We start from the raw sequence: 20,536 nt of genomic DNA on the forward strand, positions 1-20,536 counted from the left end.
TGGCAGACTGAAAGTCTGCTTCGTGAAATATGGTAAAACTGAATTCGTGTGAATTCGTGAAATTCGTGTCAAAAGTTTTTAGAAGCTGAAAGCGACATGCACTAAAGTACATAGTTTTAACTCCATTTGAGACCAATAAAAGATTGTCAAAATATTATAGAAGGGACTTACAATATTATTAATAGAAAACAATAAAAGAAGAGTTTCGTCTTATACACATTAACTTTCAAAAGCAAATACAATAAGTTTAATATTTGCTTACCCCTTGCACCTTTCAACTAGAATTTTTTACAAATAACATGAGATACAAAAGGAATAACAAAATTTCTAAAGATAGCTATTTGTTATTTTTTTACAGTAAAAAGCTACAAAAAACAGTATTCAAACAGACCAATTATAATTTTTGTTACATTTTATTCAATTGTAACTCACTGCAATACCACACTTTTTTTAAAAATATAGGATAAAATGCAAAAAAATCGGTCAAAATGTTGTTTTTTAAGATAAATTGCATAGTTTTGTCATTAAGAATCAAGAAAATTTGTAAAATGAAAATAAAAATTATTTTATTTAGCTTTAGTTTATTTTTAATAACCGGAGCTAGTTTTGCCCAAAAAAAGGATGCTCCCAAAAGTATCATTAGTGATAAAGTACGTATAAGTAAATATCACGACAAAGATGAGTTAGACCGTATGCAAAAAGGACAATTGCTAGAGCTTTACATAGAGCGTATAAAGCTTCTGGTAAAAACATTGCCTTATATAGCATTCGCTACAAAACCTGGAGTTACAATGTCTACTTTAGGTATTCCAAATACAAAAGATAATAGATCTATTTTAGATGATGAGATTGAAGCCTCCGATGCTTTTCTGGAAACAACACTTAATTTCCAAAGGACCATGCTGCCATACTCAGATAAAAGTAATCTAATAGCAGCTATTATATTTTATGAAGATACAATGAAAGCAATACATCAATATAGTGAATTTCATTGATCTAGAATTGACTTAATATTTACTTATTGTTAAATAATTTATTAAAATATTTTAATAAATTATACAAAGTTTGATAAATTAAGCTAAAATATAATAAGTTTTCTATTGCATCTTTTTTTGTATAAGAATTAGAAGAATACTATAATAATTTGGACAAAATTATTATAGTGTTTTTTTTATTTCTATCCTCTAAATTTTCGATTTTTAAATAAAATGTTTCTGAATATACAAATCAGTATATATTAAAATTTTGGATATACAGAATACAGATAATATTTATGCATTATGTCGAACAATTTTGTAAGATAAAACCTATTTAAAAGTGTATTTCATCGAATATATTCGCTTTTTGTGGAATTTTGTTATAGATTAGTTGTAAATTTGAATATTGAAATTAAGTACAAGCTGATAATATAAAATCGTTATGAAAAAAATAACCTACATGATATGGATGCTTCTTTTGGTAATAGGAAGCTCATATGCGCAACAAGAAAAAGGAATAGTTGGTTCAGATAACTGGTTAGATAACTGGACAGATTTTAATCCTAAAACTGCAGACTATGGAGAACCTAGTCAAATACTAACAGGGAACATTACAAAAGACACTAAATTGTCTAAAAGAGACACATACCTATTAATGGGTAATGTTTTTGTTACAGACAGTGTTACACTTACAATAGAACCGGGAACTGTAATTATTGGAGATTTTCAATCAAAAGGAACTTTAACTATTAGTAAAGGAGCCAAGATAGTGGCAGAAGGATTAGAAACAGACCCTATCGTTTTTACTTCAAATAGAAGTGTGAAAAAAGCTGGCGATTGGGGTGGTATAATTATACTAGGTGAAGCTCCAACTAATAAATTTGGAAATTCTTCTATATCATCACTTTACGGAAACCTAGACTCATCTTCTTACAGATATACTAACTATGGAGGTACAAATACTAATAGTAATTCTGGTGTATTAAGGTATGTGAGAATAGAGTATGCAGGAAAAAAACTAAAAGATAGATCAAATTTCAGCGGATTATTATTAGCTAGTGTAGGAAACGAAACAGTATTAGAAAATGTAATGATTAGTTATTGCGCAGGAGATTCTTTTAGAATAATAGGAGGAGAAGCTAATTTAACAAAAGCAGTTTCTTATAGATCAAGCAAAAATGATTTTAAGTTCAATTATGGAGCACAATCTCAATTAACTAATTCATTAGCAATTAGAACACCATATATATCTAGTAGTAAAAAAGCTAGATGTTTAGAGATTCTTTCATATAGTAAAAAAGAAGAAATCGATTTTACAAAGAAAGGAACTACAGTACTTGCTAAAAACTTAACATTATTAAATAGCAGTAACGATTTAAACGAACATATTAAATTAGGCTTGATTAAAGAAGCTATTTTTATAGGAGAAAGCGCTTCGCTTGATATTAATAAAAGTGTTATTTCTGGTTTTAACCCAGCAGTAATACTAGATGATAAAATAATGATTAATCAAGAAAATTTAGAAAAAATAAAATTTGTTGATATGTATTTCAACAATTGTAATGGAAACATATTTAAAGAATACAATACTAATAATGAAGACTTAGAAAATTGGTATGGTAACAGATCTTTTTATAATGTGTATGCAAAAAGTCAAAATTCTGAAACGTTTATCGATATGAAGAGCGAAAAAAGACCAGACTTTAGATTGCGTATTAATAAAATAATTGCTGCTAATGGCAAAAATTAAATAGCATTGAAAGAAAAATAAATTTTATGATTTCTTTATAATAATAAATAATAGAAAGTTATTTTATTAAACCGATAAACAAACTTAACCAATCTCTCAACCAACAAATTATTATAAAAGTGATTTTGAATTCTGGTAATATAATTATTAGAGCGATAGTTGTTTTTAAAAGTTTTGTCAACTAAAGAGAATGATGTCGTATGCAAAATTTTACTATAACTAACATAATTGTCTTTATTTTTCTGTTCATAACGGGTAATGCTTGTGCGCAAATAGAAACACCTTCTTTAGGTTTTAGTCAAGCTTGTGCGAGTCCTATTTTCAATACGTATGGAGTATCGTTTTCATTTACCGGTTCAGAGTTGGGTGGTTCTAATCAATTTATAGTAGAACTATCTGATGAGACTGGAGACTTTTCGAATCCAACAGTACTTCATACAACGGCCGTTGGTGCCATTACCACATCACCGGCCATAATTAATGTTTCTATGCCAACTACAATAGCTGGCGAGGCATTTAGAATACGAATTAAAGGTACCGACCCAGTTGCAACGAGTGTACCCTCTATGGCTTTTCCAGCATATTACAAAATTCAGGATGAACCTTTTTCTATTAACAATTTAGTTTCAACAGGCGTGTATTGCTCCGGTGGTAGTTATTTACTAACTATAGATAATCCCGGAACAGGAGATAACGATTCGCCATTACAATACCCTTCACTCACATTCAATTGGTTTAGAGCAACAGGACCAACCACGGAAGTTTTTGTTGCTTCAGGACCAACTTTAGAAGTTAGTGACCCTGGAATATATTTTGTTGCAATAAATTATGGACCATGTACGTCAGTAAATACAAATACTTCAAATAAAGTAACAATAAGCGAAGCATCATCAGGAGGATCCAGTACTATAAGTTCCAGTTTAGGTAACCCATATTGTGCCAGCCAAGGTTTAACAACTTTAAGTACAGTTTCAGCTAATAGCTATCAATGGTTTAAAGATGGAAATGAAATTACAGGAGCTACAGATCAAACATATATAACAGATGAGTCTGGAACATACGCCGTAAATATTACTTTAAATGGTTGCTCAACAAGTGCATCAATCGATTTAGACGCCAATCAATTTACAAGTAGTATAGATGTTTCTGAAGCTCCGGCAGAAAATCTGATGCCACCTGAGGGGACCTTAATAGTGACTCTTACAGATACGGCAAATACGCCAGAATATGAATGGTACTTAAATGATGTTTTAATTGCTGGAGCAAATAGTGCAAGTTATGAAGCAACAGAAATTGGTAACTATAAAGCTGTTATTTCTCAAACGGTAGGATGTATATCGTCAAAAGAATTTCTTTTTACAATAGGCGAGACTTTTCCAAATGTTGAAAACATACCTAATTTAATAAGTCCGAATGGTGACGGTACAAATGATACTTGGGTAATTCCTCAAGCATATGTAAGCGGAACAAATGCAGAAGTTATAATAATAAGTTCTCAAGGAGAAATAGTACTACAAACTAATGATTATCTGAACAATTGGCCACAAGAAGAATTAAATTTTAAAGATGTAAACCCAGTTTACTACTATATAATAACAACTCAAGATAATAAAACACGAAAAGGATCAATAACAGTTGTAAAATAATATGAAAAAGTACCTGTTACATATCATTTTATTTTTTTGCTTTACGCAATTATTCAATTCTCAAGAAGGAGATGGAGTTGTTTCGTTTATATTACCTGTTAGAAATTCTTTAAAGTTTAATAGATATGCTATAAACCCAACCTTTAGTTTTGTAAGAGAACAAAATAAATATGTTAGTTTTAATAATAAGAGACAATGGGTACAATTTGATGATGCACCACAAACATATTTATTAAGTTATTCTGGAAGATTTAGAGAAAACATAGGAATTGGTGTTGGATTATTTCAACAAAATTATGGTGTATTAACTACCTTTGGAGGTGTTTTAAACTTTGCTTATAATGCTGTTTTAAACCGAGATAGCAACCTAACTTTTGGTATCAATCTGGGATTTTATAAAAGTGGGTTAAACGATGGTAAAATCATAACAAATTTCCCTGATCCGTCCTTAGAAAACATACCTTCAAATTCATTATTAACAGTAAACCCCGGAATAAATTACGGAACTGGTTTTGTAGATTTTGGCGTATCACTTAACAATATATTTCTATATAATTTGAATACATCAAAAATGGTTGAAGATGACCCGGAAAAAGGTGTTCAAGCACATGTTATGTACACGGGGTATGTAAATAGCCGCGATTTTTTTGATGAAAGTAAGTTTTCAGGTTTAATAAGGTCTGAATTCAAGAAAGAAAAAACCGTGATTTCCGGAATGGCTATGCTAACCGTTCCTAAAGGTATTTGGGCGCAAGCAGGTTATAATACATTATATGGTTTTTTTGGTGGTTTAGGCTTAAACATAAGTACCCAAATTTCTATAGAATACAGTTATGAAAAAGCTATGGGAGATTTATCCAATTTTGGAAGCTCTCATGATATTACTTTAGCTTATAAATTTAAAAATAGATACAGATATAGTTATAGTGGTGATGATGAAGAGGAGTCTATGATTATTCCTTCTAAGAGAACAAGACGAACTATAGCTAGGAGAAGAACACGTTCTAAGCCTTCTACAACAACTGTTGAAAGAAAAACAGCTGCACAAATAAAAGCAGAAGCCGATGCTAAAGCTAAGTTACTTGAAGAAACCAGAGCTAAAGAATTAGCAGAGAGACAAGCTAGAGTAGCTGCTACAGAGGCTGCAGCTAAAGCTAAAGCAGAGGAAGACGCACGATTAGCTGCCGAAGCTGCTGCCAAAGCCAAAGCCGAAGAAGATGCTAGATTAGCTGCCGAAGCCGCAGCCAAAACAAAAGCCGAAGAAGATGCTAGATTAGCTGCCGAAGCCGCAGCCAAAACAAAAGCAGAAGAGGATGCTAGATTAGCTGGAGAAGCCGCAGCCAAAGCCAAAGCCGAAGAGGATGCTAGATTAGCTGCCGAAGCTGCTGCCAAAGCCAAAGCCGAAGAAAATGCAAGATTAGCTGCCGAAGCTGCTGCCAAAGCCAAAGCCGAAGAAGACGCTAGATTAGCTGCCGAAGCTGCTGCCAAAGCCAAAGCAGAAGAGGATGCTAGATTAGCTGCAGAAGCTGCTGCCAAAGCCAAAGCCGAAGAAGATGCAAGATTAGCTGCCGAAGCTGCTGCCAAAGCCAAAGCCGATGAAGACGCTAGATTAGCTGCCGAAGCTGCTGCCAAAGCCAAAGCCGAAGAAGATGCAAGATTAGCTGCCGAAGCTGCTGCTAAAGCCAAAGCCGAAGAAGATGCAAGATTAGCTGCTGAAGCTGCTGCTAAAGCCAAAGCCGATGAAGACGCTAGATTAGCTGCCAAAGCTGCTGCCAAAGCCAAAGCTGAAGAAGATGCAAGATTAGCTGCCGAAGCTGCTGCCAAAGCCAAAGCCGAAGAGGATGCTAGATTAGCTGCCGAAGCTGCTGCCAAAGCCAAAGCCGAAGAAGACGCTAGATTAGCTGCCGAAGCTGCTGCTAAAGCCAAAGCCGAAGAGGATGCAAGATTAGCTGCCGAAGCTGCTGCTAAAGCAAAAGCTGAAGAAGAAGCTAGATTAGCTGCTGAAGCTGCTGCCAAAGCTAAAGCTGAAGAAGAAGCTGCAATTAAAACACCTGTAGATAATATTACTAAATCAATGAATGATTTATTAACAAGATTAGAAGAAACGGTAGCTAGCAGAAATCAAGACCTTAAGGATTTAAAAGAAGAAAATGATTTAGGAGAACAGGGCATTGTTACAGCTCCTAAACCTTTTAAAAGTATAAGCGCCGAAAATGCAGCGTTAGCATCCTTACAAACAGAACTTGAAGGTGTTATAAACACTCGAGATAAAGAAATTACAGCGTTAGAAAAACAATATAAAAACTCTATAGACCCAACTAAGTTAAAAACGTTAGATAGGTTAAAATTAGAACAAGCAGAGGCCTTAAAGTCGAGAGAAAATTTAATAGCAACATTAGAAAAAATTAAAGTAGCTACAGAAATAGAGAGAAAACGAAGAATTAAGCGTGCCGCTTATGATAATGCAGATGATAGATATTCAAAAGATATGGCAACATTAAATAGAATCAAACAAAGCACACCTGTAGGCTCAGTGCCTCCTAAAAAGGAAGATTTCGATTTTGGAGAAGAGCAAAGTAGTAACATACGAATTGTGAAAGATGTCAAGCATGCAGATAGTGGTTATTATTTAGTAGTTGCTGTACATAGCGATGTTGATAAAAGAGATGAATTTTTAAGAAAGGCAATATCTGCCGGACAATCAAACATTAACTTCTTTTATAATGAAAGTACAAGTCAATATTTTATTTATTATGAGAAGTTCGATAATATAGGACAAGCCACAAATGGTTTACAAGCTAAAGGAAGTAAGCCTTATAATGGAAAAATGTCTATGGTTAAAATAGAAAACTAAACATATATATGTAACAAAATTAATAAGCCTAGCTATTCTTTATCTGATAAATGACGCCCCATTGAGGATAAAGGAGCACCAAATATAAACTATCATGAAAAAACCTACTATTTTTAAAACCGAACTTATAGTTTTTCTGCTATTTTTCAGTTTACAATTGTTTGCCCAACAAGTACCATTTACCCCTAGATTTAATCAGGATATAAAAGGAGATATCTTATTAATTGGTAATAATATTTTAGGACCAAGCAATAACGCCTTCAATGATAACAGTGCATATAACAATGAGGTTAATATGCAATATATAGATATTGACGGAGACCCCACAACGTTCAGTTCGTCGAGTGCAGATTTGGAAATTCCTAATCCAAATTGTTACGAAATTATACATGCGGGTCTGTATTGGGGAGCTGTTACAGCAGATAGTTCGAGACCCATAACCGATATAAAATTTAGTGGTCCGTCAGGAGTATATAATGATATTGTAGGTACTGTTCTTTTTGATAATACAGGAGGAACATCTGTAGATGGTGGCAATAGTTTTCCTTATGCTTGTTATGCCGATGTTACAAACATAGTAAGAGGGATGGCAAGTACTATAGGAACGTATACAGTTGCTAATGTATCGTCAGCCCGAGGTGAAACAGATACTTTTAATCCAAGGAATGGTACTGGATATTCAGCAGGTTGGTCTTTATTTGTAGTTTATGAAGATCCGACATTAACAGGTAAATCGATTACCAGTTTTGATGGATTTAGTGCTATTAGTTCTTCTAACAATGCTAGCGATGATATCACGGTTTCAGGATTTAGAACAATCCCTACAGGACCAGTTAGAGCAAATTTTGCATTTGCTGCTTTAGAGGGAGATAAGCCTATTACTGGCGACCGTTTAAGAATTAATGGAACAAGATTATCTGCAACAGATCGTGGCAGAAATAACTTTTTTAATAGTTCGGTAACAGATTTAAGTGCCACGCCTGTTAATAACAGGAACCCTAATAGTACTAATACTTTAGGATTCGATACAGGGGTCATGGTAGTTCCCAATCCAACAAACACTGTAATAGCTAATGATGATACATCTGCGGTAGTTCGTTTAGAAACTGGAGGAGATACGTATTTTCCATATTTTTTCGCATTTGCTGTTGATATTATTGCACCTAATATAGTCTTAACAAAGACGGTTGAAGACCCTTTAGGAAATGATATTGGGGGTCAATTAGTAGGTCTTGGTGAAGAATTAAATTATGTTATTGGTTTTCAAAATACGGGGAATGATGATGCTATAGGCCTTACCATTAGGGATGTGCTCCCTGTAAATATCGAATTTGACTACCCTGCAGACATGGGCTTACTACCTTCGGGCGTTACGGTACAAAGTTATGACCCAATAGCTAGGGAAATTATTTTTGTTGTTGATGACTCTGTAGTCGAGGAAAATGATCCTGTACTGGAAATACGTTTTAAAGTGACAGTTGTGAGAGAATGTAGTCTGTTAAATAATGCATGTGACAATATTGTAAGTAATCAGGCATTTTCAGAATATGAAGGTAGGTTAGGTGGTCTAGTGATAGAAGACGAAGCCAGCTATAACACTAACACAGGCTGTTTACTTATACCAACAGCGACTAACTTTTTGGCAGATATAGATTGTACGTTTGAAGAAGATGTGATACTCTGTGGTAATAACGTCGAATTAACGGCTGGTGATGATTATGATTCATATTCATGGTCTACAAGCCCATCAGGAACCCCAGTTATAGGAACAGATCAATCTATAAGAGTTTCAACGCCAGGGACTTATTATGTTCGTAATACAGCAACAGCTCCTTGTCAATCTATCGATCAGATATTTAATGTCATTACTTTTGGTGCTGGAGTTACTAACCCGATAATCCCATTTGCAGATCAGGTCGTTACTTGTCCTAATGATGGGAAAGAATTACCTAACATATTTATGTGTGGGGCTACCGATACCAGGTTTATTGATACTAACATTACCGATGCAGACACCATAGTTTGGGAAAGACTGGATGAAACAAGTTGTACAGCCGTTAGTAACATTGATTGTGCGAACGAAGATCCTTCTTGTACATGGAATCAAGTAGCAACCGGACCTGATTATCTGATAGATACAGCAGGTCAATATAGATTGACGTTAAATTATACAGGAGGTTGTTTTAATCGGTTTTATTTTAATGTTTATGAAAACGTATTGGTGCCTACAGCGACACCAAGAGATATTATTTGTACAACACCAGGAGAAATAACTGTAGGAAATGTTCCGAGTGGCTATGAGTATAGTATTGATAATGTAACTTATCAAGCAAGTAATGTTTTTTCTATTCCTACAGCTGGTATTTATACTGTTTATGTTAGACAAATAGGTGTAACACCTAACCCTTGTGTCTTTACGGTACCAAATATTCAAATAAGAGAAAGAAATTTTACTGTTTCAACAGCCATTACACAACCTTTTTGTAATGGCGATCAGGGAAGTGTTTTAGTCGCTGCTAATGATGTGCTTCCACAATATTACTTTTCAATTTCAGATAGTGGTGGATTAATAAATAGCGTAGGCCCGATAATGGCTAATAATTATACGTTTTCAAATTTAAATCCAGGAGTATATACCATTGATGTATCAACAGACGATGGTTGTGTTTATACAGGGAATATAACAATAATTAACCCGCCGTTGTTAACAGCGACTTTAGCATTAACAAATCCTTTAACGAGTTGTCCGCCTACGCCTGCTCCAGATCCTGCTGATGACCCAATACCAGAAACTGGAGAAATTACAGTATATCCGGTAGGAGGTACAGCGCCTTATGTGTATTTTGTAAACAGTACAACTGAATTTCAATCTGCACCTGAAATTGAGGTATTAACCCCTGGAACATATAATATTAGAGTTGTAGATGTTAATAGCTGTTTTGTAGATTTATCGCTCGTAGTAGATCAAATACCGCTCCCTGATTTTAATATTACTAAAACCGATATTTTGTGTGCAGGTTCTGGTAATGTAGGAGAAATAAATATTAATGTTACGAATCCTAACGGAAATAGTTTACGATATAGTATAGATAATGGAGTAACATTCTTTAACTCACCTACTTTTACAGGGTTAGGTGTAGGTAGTTATGAAGTTGTGGTTGAACATACTGCAGGACCGGATGTTTGTGCTACGGCACCTCAAACTATAAGTATTGTAGAACTTTCAGCAATTACAGGAACAGCAACATTAACAACACCATATACGTGTACTACCAATGGCGAAATAACAGTTTCTGGAGTTTCGGGAGGTACGTCACCTTATACATATAGTATTGATGGAATTAATTTTCAATCCGGACTTACATTTTCAGGATTAACAGATGGTACTTATACAGTAACTATAAGAGATGCAAATAATTGTACGTTTGTAGCGCCACCTATAATTATAGATCCATTAGATCCACCAACAGATTTAACATTTAGTAGTACAGCTTTAACCTGTCCTTTAAATACATCAGATGTTACAATTACCGGAACCACCGGAGGTGTTGGAACGTTAGAATATCAAATAATAGCGCCGGCAGGATCAGCTACGCCATATCAAACATCAACTACTTTTTCAGGATTAGCACCAGGAACTTATACATTTCAAGTAAGAGATGCTAACGATTGTACATATAGTGAGTCTTATAATATAGCGCCTCTGCCACCATTAGCGGTAGTAGGACAATTAATAAATAATATTACTTGTGTAGGTGCTTCAGATGGAGCAGTTCGATTTACGGTTTCGGGAACAACAGGCTTTACTTATACGATTAATGCCGGAGCTTCAACACCGGGAACATCTCCTATCGACCTAACAGGTTTAGCAGCAGGAACGTATACTATTCTTGTAACAGATACAGCTACTAATTGTCAGGAAACAGCTTCTGTAACGGTAAATACACCGGCAATAGCGTTAAGTGTTACAGCTACAGAGTCTCCTATTACTTGTGATGTAGATGGAAGTGTTGTTATTAATGCCGTAGGAGGTTGGGGAGGTAACACCTATACACTTACACAACCAGATGCAACTGTTTTAGGACCTCAGGGAAGCAATACTTTTGCCGGTTTAACACAGGCAGGAACTTATACAGTTACGGTTACAGATGCGAATGGATGTACAGATACGGATACATTTACTTTAAGTACCCCAACACCACCAACGGCTTCTATAGATGTAACATCAGATTTATGTTATGATGTGACAAATGCAGCAACGCTTGTGGTAACAGCATCTGGCGGACAAACACCTTATGAATATAATATTAATGGCGGACCGTTTGGAACGAGTGATACGTTTGCTAATTTAACACCGGGAACTTATACTATTATAGTAAGAGATGCATATGGATGTACCGTTACTTTACCGGCACAAACTATTGCACCACAATTAACAGTAAGTACCGTTTTAACAAAAGATATAGATTGTACAATTACACCAGATGCTTTAATTACAGGTACTATTACTGGAGGTACAGCACCATATGATTACGAAGTATCCTTAAATAATGGTGCGTATGTATCAGGAGGTACAGGAACCCCGTTTAATCATTTAACGGCAACACCGGGAGATTACCGATTTAGAATAACCGATGCGCAAGGCTGTCAAGCAGAATCTAATGTGGTTACTGTTAACCCATCAATAAACCCAACAGCTACTGTTACTTCGGTAGATCCTACTTGTAATGGTAGTGCAGATGGTTCAGTACAGATAATACCAGCAGGAGGTACAGGGTCTTATACTTACAGCTTTAACGGAAGTGCTACTTTTATAGGAACATCATTATACACCGGGTTAAGTGCAGGTACATATACATACCAAGTAAGAGATAGTAATGAATGTCTCTTTAATGGTACGGTAACATTAACAGAACCTACAGCTTTAGCTGCAACACATTCAGTAACACCATTTAGTTGTAGTGTTACAAATACAAGCCAATCGGCAACAGTAACGGTAACAGCTACAGTAGGAACTGGTACTGCAGGATATCAATATAGTTTTAATGGATCTGGTTATAGTGCTACAAATACATTAACAGTAAATGATAATGGTTCAGATCAAACGATTAATTATTCAGTACGAGATGCACAAGGTTGTACTTTTAACAGTTCGGTTACGATAACAGCATTAAACCCACCTACATCTGGTACTATTACTAGTACCCCTGTTACATGTATAGCTACAACAAGTACAGTTACGGTAACTCAGGCAGGAGGAACTGGAGTAGGTACATTAACTTATGAAATTATAGCTCCAGCAGCTTCTGCAACTTCAAACGCTACAGGTGTTTTTGCAGGGTTGGCACCAGATACTTATATTTTTAGAGTAACAGATGCAGATGGTTGTTATTATGAAGAAACTTATACCGTAGATCCTGTAATAAATATTGCAGTTACAGGGCTATTGGTTAGTGATGTAAGCTGTAATGGAGGTAATGATGGTGCAGTAGATTTTACAGTGTCTGATTTTGCAGGGACGTACAGTTATACAATTAACGCAGGAACTGCAGTAACCGGTCAATCTGCTACAACAATTAATCAAACCGGATTAATTGCTGGTAGTTATACAATAATTGTAACAGATGAAACAACCGGATGTACAGACACATTTGCTGTAACAGTTAATGAACCAATAAATCCATTAACATTTACAGAAACCTCAACAAATATATTTTGTACTAATGATGAATCACAAATTACTGTTACAGCAGCAGGAGGGACACCAAATTATACCTATGCCGCTGTTATAAATGGTAATCCAGCACCCGGAGTTGGTGCTTATGATCCTAGTAATATTGTAACAGTTGATACAAATTCAGGTGCAGACCTTGTTTGGGATGTATATGTAAGAGATGCGAATGATTGTATTGAGATGAATACCGTTACTATTACTAACGATGCTTTACCTACAATAAACCCTGTTGCACAACAATGTTATACAGGTAGTCCTTTAAATATTACGTTAACAGGAACAACATTTAATGGTTCGGCAACCTATAGTATAGGAAGTAGTTTTCAAGCAAGTCCAAACTTTACAATAAGTACACCAGGTACTTATAATTTAACTATTCAAGATGATAATGGTTGTACTGCAACAACAACTTATACTGTTGAGCCACAATTGTTGGCAGATGCGCTTTTAACCAAAAATTTAACGTGTTCTTTACCAGTAGAAGCAACTATTGATGTAACGATATCTGGTGGAACAACTGCTTATACAACTTATCAGGTTTCTACAAATGGAGGAGCGACTTATTCAGCAGTTTTACCGGCACCAGTAGGCGCTTCTTTTACATATTCGACTGCTGTAGCAGGAACCTACCAGTTTAGAATTACAGATTCACAAGGTTGTACAGTAGAAACGAATGCTGTAACAGTAAGTACACCGGTAAATCCGGATATAACTGGTATAGCTCAAACACAAGCTATTTTATGTAATGCAGAATCAACTGCAACTATAGATATTACTATAGATACGACACAAGGGTTAGCTCCTTTTACTATAAATGTTAATAATGATACTACTACAACAAACTATGGTACGCAAACCAGTGGTTTACCAGCAGGAACCTATACTATAACTGTAACAGATGCTAATGGGTGTACAGATACCGATACTATTGTGATTAGTGAACCGGCTGCTATTAATACGACTTTTCATGCTGTACCTATTACTTGTTTTGGTAGTGGCATATCTAGCGGATCTATCGTAGTTGATGGTGTAACTGGAGGAACTGCACCTTATAATTATTATGTTACAGGAACGAATGGCTATTCTAACTCTGAACTTAATGCTACAGGTTCTATGTCTGTTAGTTTTGATGTCGTTGATTTTGGATTGTATCAAATTCTTATAGAGGATGACAACGGTTGTACTCAGTTAATTCAAGATGTATTAGTTGCATCTCCGCCAACCGATTTAGATATTAGTGTAAGCTCTCCACCAACACTTTGTTCTGCTGGAGGAACAGCTATAGTAACTATAGGGGGAACATTAACAGGAAATGGACCATACCATTTTGCTATTTATACAGGCCCGGGAATGACTTATACAGCTCCAACTGCTGCGCCATGGATAGATGAAGATGCACTCGGAAGTGAGACAGGAACGTTTAACAATTTATTACCGGGAGTAAGTTATACGTTTATTATTTATGATGAACTTACACAATGTTATTATTTTGAAACATCAACTGTTCCTGTTCCAACAAACTCTACGTTAACAACGAGTGCGATAGTTGAAAATAATATTACTTGTACAGGAAGTGCTGATGGAAATGTAAGCTTTGATATAACAAGTAGTTATCTGGCTACTACAAATGTTACCTATACAATATATGACTCACAAACATTAGTCGCTACGGCTATTTCCGGAACAGGAACAGTTCCTGCTAGCGGAACATTATCGGTGTCTAATTTGGGACCATTACCTGTTGGGAATTATTTTGTTTTAGTAGAAGAAGATCCGGGAGCTACTAATGCGGGATGTAGTGTTACAACAACAACATTTAGTATTACAGAATCGGTTGCTTTATTAACTATTAATGCTTCTGTTTCAGCAAATGCGAATTGTAATGATCTGGGTACTATTACCGCAATTGCACAGAATGGAACAGCACCTTATGAATATCAGGCCGTAGTGACAGGAGCACCTGTAGTGCCAGGTAACTGGGGGAGTGCAAATACGTTTAATTTAGCTGGTAGCATTACTTACGATATATATGTAAGAGATGCCTATGGTTGTGAACAGCTTCGTACTATAGCTTTACCAACCGATCCTATTCCAACAATAGATCCAGTAACACAGCAATGTTATGTAGGAAGCCCATTAAGTATCACCTTATCAGGAACAACATATAATGGAGCAGCGACATATAGTATAGGAGGTGCTTACCAAACAAGTCCAACATTTACAATAAATGCGCCAGGAACCTATACAGTTAGTATACAAGATGATAACGGTTGTATAGCTACAACGACTTACGATGTAGAACCTCAATTATTATTAAATGCTAATTTAACACAAGACTTAACATGTACGGTAGATGCTAGTATTACGATAACCCCTTCGGGAGGAACAGGAACATACGGAGCTTTAGAAGTTAGATTTAACAGTGGAGCGTTTGGTCCTGCAGCATCTCCTTATATAACCAGTACAGATGGAGACTATGAATTTAGAATTACAGATTCACAAGGATGTCAAGTGATATCTAATACCATTACAGTAACACCAAGAACAACACCAACACTTACAGAAGTGCATACGGATGTAAGTTGTAATGGAGGAGCAGATGGTAGTATCGTAATAACCGCAGCTAACGGAATATCACCATACCAATATAGTATTGATAACGGAGGAACGTTCCAGGCATCTAATGTATTTACGGGACTAAATGCAGCCGGAAGCCCTTATAATGTGGTCGTGAGAGATGCTAAAAATTGTGACTCAGCAATAACAATTGTAAATATTACAGAGCCTAACAATATTACAGGAACCTTAGATTTAACTCAAGGATTAACATGTGGTGTATCTAACGCAACACAAGATGCAATTTTAACAGTTACAGGAGCAACTGGGGGAACAGGGGCGTATACCTATAGTTTTGATGGTGGTTTAAATTTCACGTCAAATAATACGTATACAACTAATACTCCAGGACTAGTATCTGTTATAGTTAGAGACGCAAATGGATGTTTAAGTGGTGCAATAACACAAACAGTTCCAGTATTAGACCCACCAACAGATTTAGATTTCTTATCTACACCAATAACATGTTCAGCATTAACAACTAATGTTACTTTAACAACAACAGATGGAGTAGGTACATTATCCTATGCGATTTTATCGCCAGCAAGTGCTACAGGAAATATTACCGGAGCAGCTAGTGGAATATTTACAGGTTTAACCCCAGATATTTATTTATTTGAAGTAACTGATGCTAACGGTTGTACATACCAAGAGTCGTACACGATAGACCCAGTAACCAATATAACAGTAACAGGAGCATTGGGTAATGATGTTAGTTGTAATAGTGGCTCAAATGGAGCAGTAAATTTCACAGTTGGAAATTTTGCAGGAACATATAGCTATACTATTAATGCAGGTGTGCCAGTTGTAGCCCAATCGGCAACAACCATTAATTTAACAGGATTATCGACAGGAAATCAAATTATAGTTGTAACAGATGAAATAACAGATTGTACAGACACATTTACTGTATTTGTTGATGAACCAACCCAAGTAACGCTTACAGAGACAATAAATATAAACGCGAATTGTAACCTTAATGCCCAAGTAACGGTAGAAGCAAATGGAGGGACAACAGGTTACACTTATGCTTTTGTTCAGGATGGGGCTACCCCAGTAGCAGGAGATTATGGAAATAGCCCTAGTGCTGTTTTAGATCCAACTGTAAATACAGATTGGGATGTTTATGTACTAGATGCTAATGGGTGTCCAGCACAAATAGATGTTACTATTGCCACAGATGCATTGCCAACAGTAACAGTTCCGGCATTGGCTTCAAATCAATGTAACTTAAGTGGAGACCCATATACATTTACAATAGCAAGTAGTTCTGGAGTAGGGCCTTTAGAGTATTCTATAGGAACCGGTTTCCAATCTAGTGGAACGTTTACGGTTTCTGCACCAGGAACATATTTTGTAACAGTAAGAGATGATAATGGTTGTACAGCTGTTAGTCCGACTTCTGTAACTGTTTATGAGCCTTTAGGCATAACACCAACTATAACAGCGTTACCAACATGTTCTAATGATGATGGCGTTATTGTAATAAATGCTACAGGAGGATCAGGGCCAGGGTCTTATACCTATGCTATAAGTCCGAATCCAGCATCAATAAGTTTAGCCGGAAATGTATTTTCTGGTGTACCATCTGGAACTTATACTGTTACAATAACAGATGCAACGACAACATGTACAAATAATGTTTCAGTAACCTTATTGGCTGCTACACCAGTAACATTTACAACGTCTGTGGTAGATGTAAGTTGTAATGGTGGCAGCGATGGTGTAATAACTGTAAACTTACCTATAAGCAATGATAATCCAGTTTACACTTATGAGCTTATAGCACCTTCACCTATGGTGAGAGCTGCACAGACCTCAAATGTTTTTACTGGGTTAATAGAAGGAGATTATACAGTATTAGTAACTTCTGGTAGAGGGTGTTCTGACACTCAAGTAGTTAATGTTTCAGAACCTTCACTTTTAACAGTTACGGGAACAGCAACAGCATATACCTGTGCACCTGATAATTCTGTAAATACATCAACACTTACTATTACCGAAGGAGCAGGTACAGGAACTGCACTATATGCTTATAGTATTGATGGGACTAATTATTTCCCTACGAATACATTTGATATAATTGATACAGGAAGCCCACAGGTCATTAATATATTTGTAAGAGATGATAATGGATGTATAGCAACTAATACGGTTAATATTGCACCATTACCAACCTTAACGGCAGCTACAGTAGCTGTAGTAACACCTATAGATTGTGATGGAACTGGTTCGGTTGATATAACAGTTACTGGAGGTTCTGGTAACTTTGAATTCGTTATGTTACCAAGTGGTACGCCTCAGGCTTCAAATATATTTGCTATAACAGCTCCTGGAGATTACTATTTCCAAGTAAACGATTTAACTACGGGTTGTACTATAGCAACACCACGATTTACTGTAGCACCTTTCGATACGATTGATGCAGTAATAACTCCAACAGTAGCTGTTACTTGTTTTACAGATACAAATGGTGAATTTGAAATTAATGTAACTGGCTATACAGGGCCTTATACTTACGATATATTAGATAGTTTAGGAGCTTCAGTAAGAGGTATTACGGCTGCTAATACATCAACAAACCCTGAAGTAGTAACGGGAATGACGGGAGGTAATTACACGGTAGTAGTAACAGAAACAGCAAGTCCGTTCTGTACAACAACATCGAATGTGATTACTATAGATTCTCCTGCCTCACCATTAACAGTGACAGCTACAGAAACAGCTAGTGTAACCTGTGATAATAATGTAGGAACCATTACAGCAACTGCCAGGGGAGGAAGAGGATCTTATGAATATGAATTAACAGGAGCCGCTACGGTTGCGTATTCACCAAATGGAATGTTTAGTAATTTATCGGCAGGTTCTTATATAGTAAATGTTAGAGATGCAGGAGGTTGTATTGCTTCCGATCCGATTACTCTAAATATCCCAATACCAATTACAGCTACAGTAACACCAAGTACAAACTTATTATCTTGTTTTGGTGATACTAATGCTAGTATAACAGTAAGTCTTGCAAATGGTGGACAAGGAAGTAACTATTCTTATACACTTAATATGGTGTTACCAACAGTAACATCGTCTGGTCCTCAAGCATCGCCTGTATTTAACGATTTAGGAGCAGGGACTTATAATGTTACTGTAACCGATGGCTACAATTGTGTGTTTAATTCACCTAACATTGTTATAAGTGAACCTACTCAAGTACAAACAACGTTGGCATTGAGTACGTCGTTAACCTGTACAGCTAGTGCAGAATTAACATTAAGTGCCACAGGTGGAACAGGACAATATACATACAGTGACACCCCTAATTTTGTAACAACATTAGGAGCGTTTGCAACATCAACAACATTCCCTGTAACAACAGGAACACATGCTTATTATGTTAGAGATGCCAATGGTTGTGATGCGAATATTTCCAATGAAGTTACTATAGACCCACTTCCTGCTTTAGTAGTTAATTTAGATTCTACGAATCCAACTATAAATTGTGCAGGTGATGATACAGGAGTTATAACCGCAACAGCTCAAGGAGGTTTAGGTAGTTATATTTATACCTTACAAGATACGTCGGGAACTAATATAACACCAGTAACACAAAATAGTCCAGGTGTTTTCACCAATCTTGTTGCCGGAAGTTATCAGGTAAGAGTAGATAGTGGCGATTGTTTAGTTACTTCAGCAATAATTAATATTACTGAGCCTACTGCACCGTTAACAGCAAGTTTTGTGACAAACGATGTAACCTGTCCGGGTATTAATGACGGTACTTTACAGATAAATGCATCTGGAGGTACAGGAATTATTAGATATGCTATTTCGCCTAGATTAGATCAGTTTTTCGAAACATCTTTGTTTGAAGGTCTGGCTCCGGGTAGCTATCAAGCTATAGCGCAGGACGAACTAGGTTGTTTCATCTTTGATGATACCATAGTTATTGGTTCTCCAGTTCCTGTTACGTTAAGTATTGTTCCCGGTTCAATGATACCTGAAATTTGTGAAGGTGATTTAGACGGAGAATTTAGTGTAGATATTACTGGAGGTACGTTACCATATAGTGTTACTTTAGATGATATTAATGGTGTTTATACAACAGGAACTGCACTTCAAACGCAATTCGACTTCACTGGATTAGGTGGAGGAGATCATATCGTTTATGTTCGAGATGCGGTAGGTTGTGAATCTGCATGGAATATTACATTCCCTGTATCGGTAAGAATTAACCCAGAAGCTATTGTTGAATACGGTTGTGCGGGTAATATATCTACCAATACTGTTACCGTAACAATAGATGACAGTATAACAAACCCTGCAGATATAGATTACTCTTTAGATGGAAGACCATATCAAGCCAGTAATGTATTTGTTAATGTACCGGCAGGATTAGATCATTATATAGATGTAAGACACACGAACGGTTGTACACAAAGAACCGAAACTTTCGATATTTCTCAATTTGACCCATTATCTCTTGTTTTAGAAGATGGGGGATTAAATGAAATCGTTGCTGTAACTAATGGCGGTGCTGCTCCATACGAATACACACTTAATGGTGAGGCTTATGGAGATACAGATACGTTTATTATTTACGAATCTGGAGATTATACAGTTACTGTAACAGATAGCAATGGGTGTGTGATTTCGGCTACTAGATATTTCGAATATATTGATGTATGTATTTCTAATTACTTTACTCCAAATGGAGATGGTGACCAAGACGAATGGGGACCAGGTTGTACATCGCAATATAAAGATCTTACTTTCGATGTTTTCGATAGATATGGCCGAGCAATAGCAACATTACGTGTAGGAGAAAAATGGGATGGTAAATATAATGATAAGGAACTTCCAACAGGAGATTATTGGTATATTTTAAAACTTAATGATCCAAAAGATGATCGCGAATTTGTTGGACACTTTACACTTTATAGATAATGAAAATAAAGCATTATG

The 20,536-nt window shown here is 36.0% G+C and carries 5 protein-coding genes; all 5 read left to right on the forward strand.

Going from position 1 to position 20,536, the window contains the following annotated elements; translation table 11 throughout:
* Positions 1-548: 548 nt before the first annotated feature.
* The 5 genes from Q4Q35_RS04360 (at position 549) to Q4Q35_RS04380 (ending at position 20,518) form a co-directional block, all read left to right on the forward strand.
* Positions 549-995, forward strand: coding sequence for a hypothetical protein (locus Q4Q35_RS04360; RefSeq protein WP_303276719.1), 447 nt, complete (start codon positions 549-551; stop codon positions 993-995).
* 424 nt (positions 996-1,419) lie between these two features.
* A complete protein-coding gene (locus tag Q4Q35_RS04365) occupies positions 1,420-2,727 on the forward strand; it encodes a beta-helix domain-containing protein (protein WP_303276720.1) in 1,308 nt (435 codons plus the stop codon).
* 200 nt (positions 2,728-2,927) lie between these two features.
* A complete protein-coding gene (locus Q4Q35_RS04370; RefSeq protein ID WP_303276721.1) occupies positions 2,928-4,373 on the forward strand; it encodes a T9SS type B sorting domain-containing protein in 1,446 nt (481 codons plus the stop codon).
* A 1-nt stretch (position 4,374) separates the two neighbouring features.
* Positions 4,375-7,227: a PorP/SprF family type IX secretion system membrane protein gene (locus tag Q4Q35_RS04375; protein WP_303276722.1), complete on the forward strand. Its 2,853-nt coding sequence runs from the start codon at positions 4,375-4,377 to the stop codon at positions 7,225-7,227.
* Between the two features lie 94 nt (positions 7,228-7,321).
* A complete protein-coding gene (locus Q4Q35_RS04380; protein WP_303276723.1) occupies positions 7,322-20,518 on the forward strand; it encodes a T9SS type B sorting domain-containing protein in 13,197 nt (4,398 codons plus the stop codon).
* The last annotated feature ends 18 nt before the right edge of the window (positions 20,519-20,536 follow it).

The organism is Flavivirga aquimarina, assembly GCF_030540835.1.
GTDB lineage: Bacteria > Bacteroidota > Bacteroidia > Flavobacteriales > Flavobacteriaceae > Flavivirga > Flavivirga aquimarina.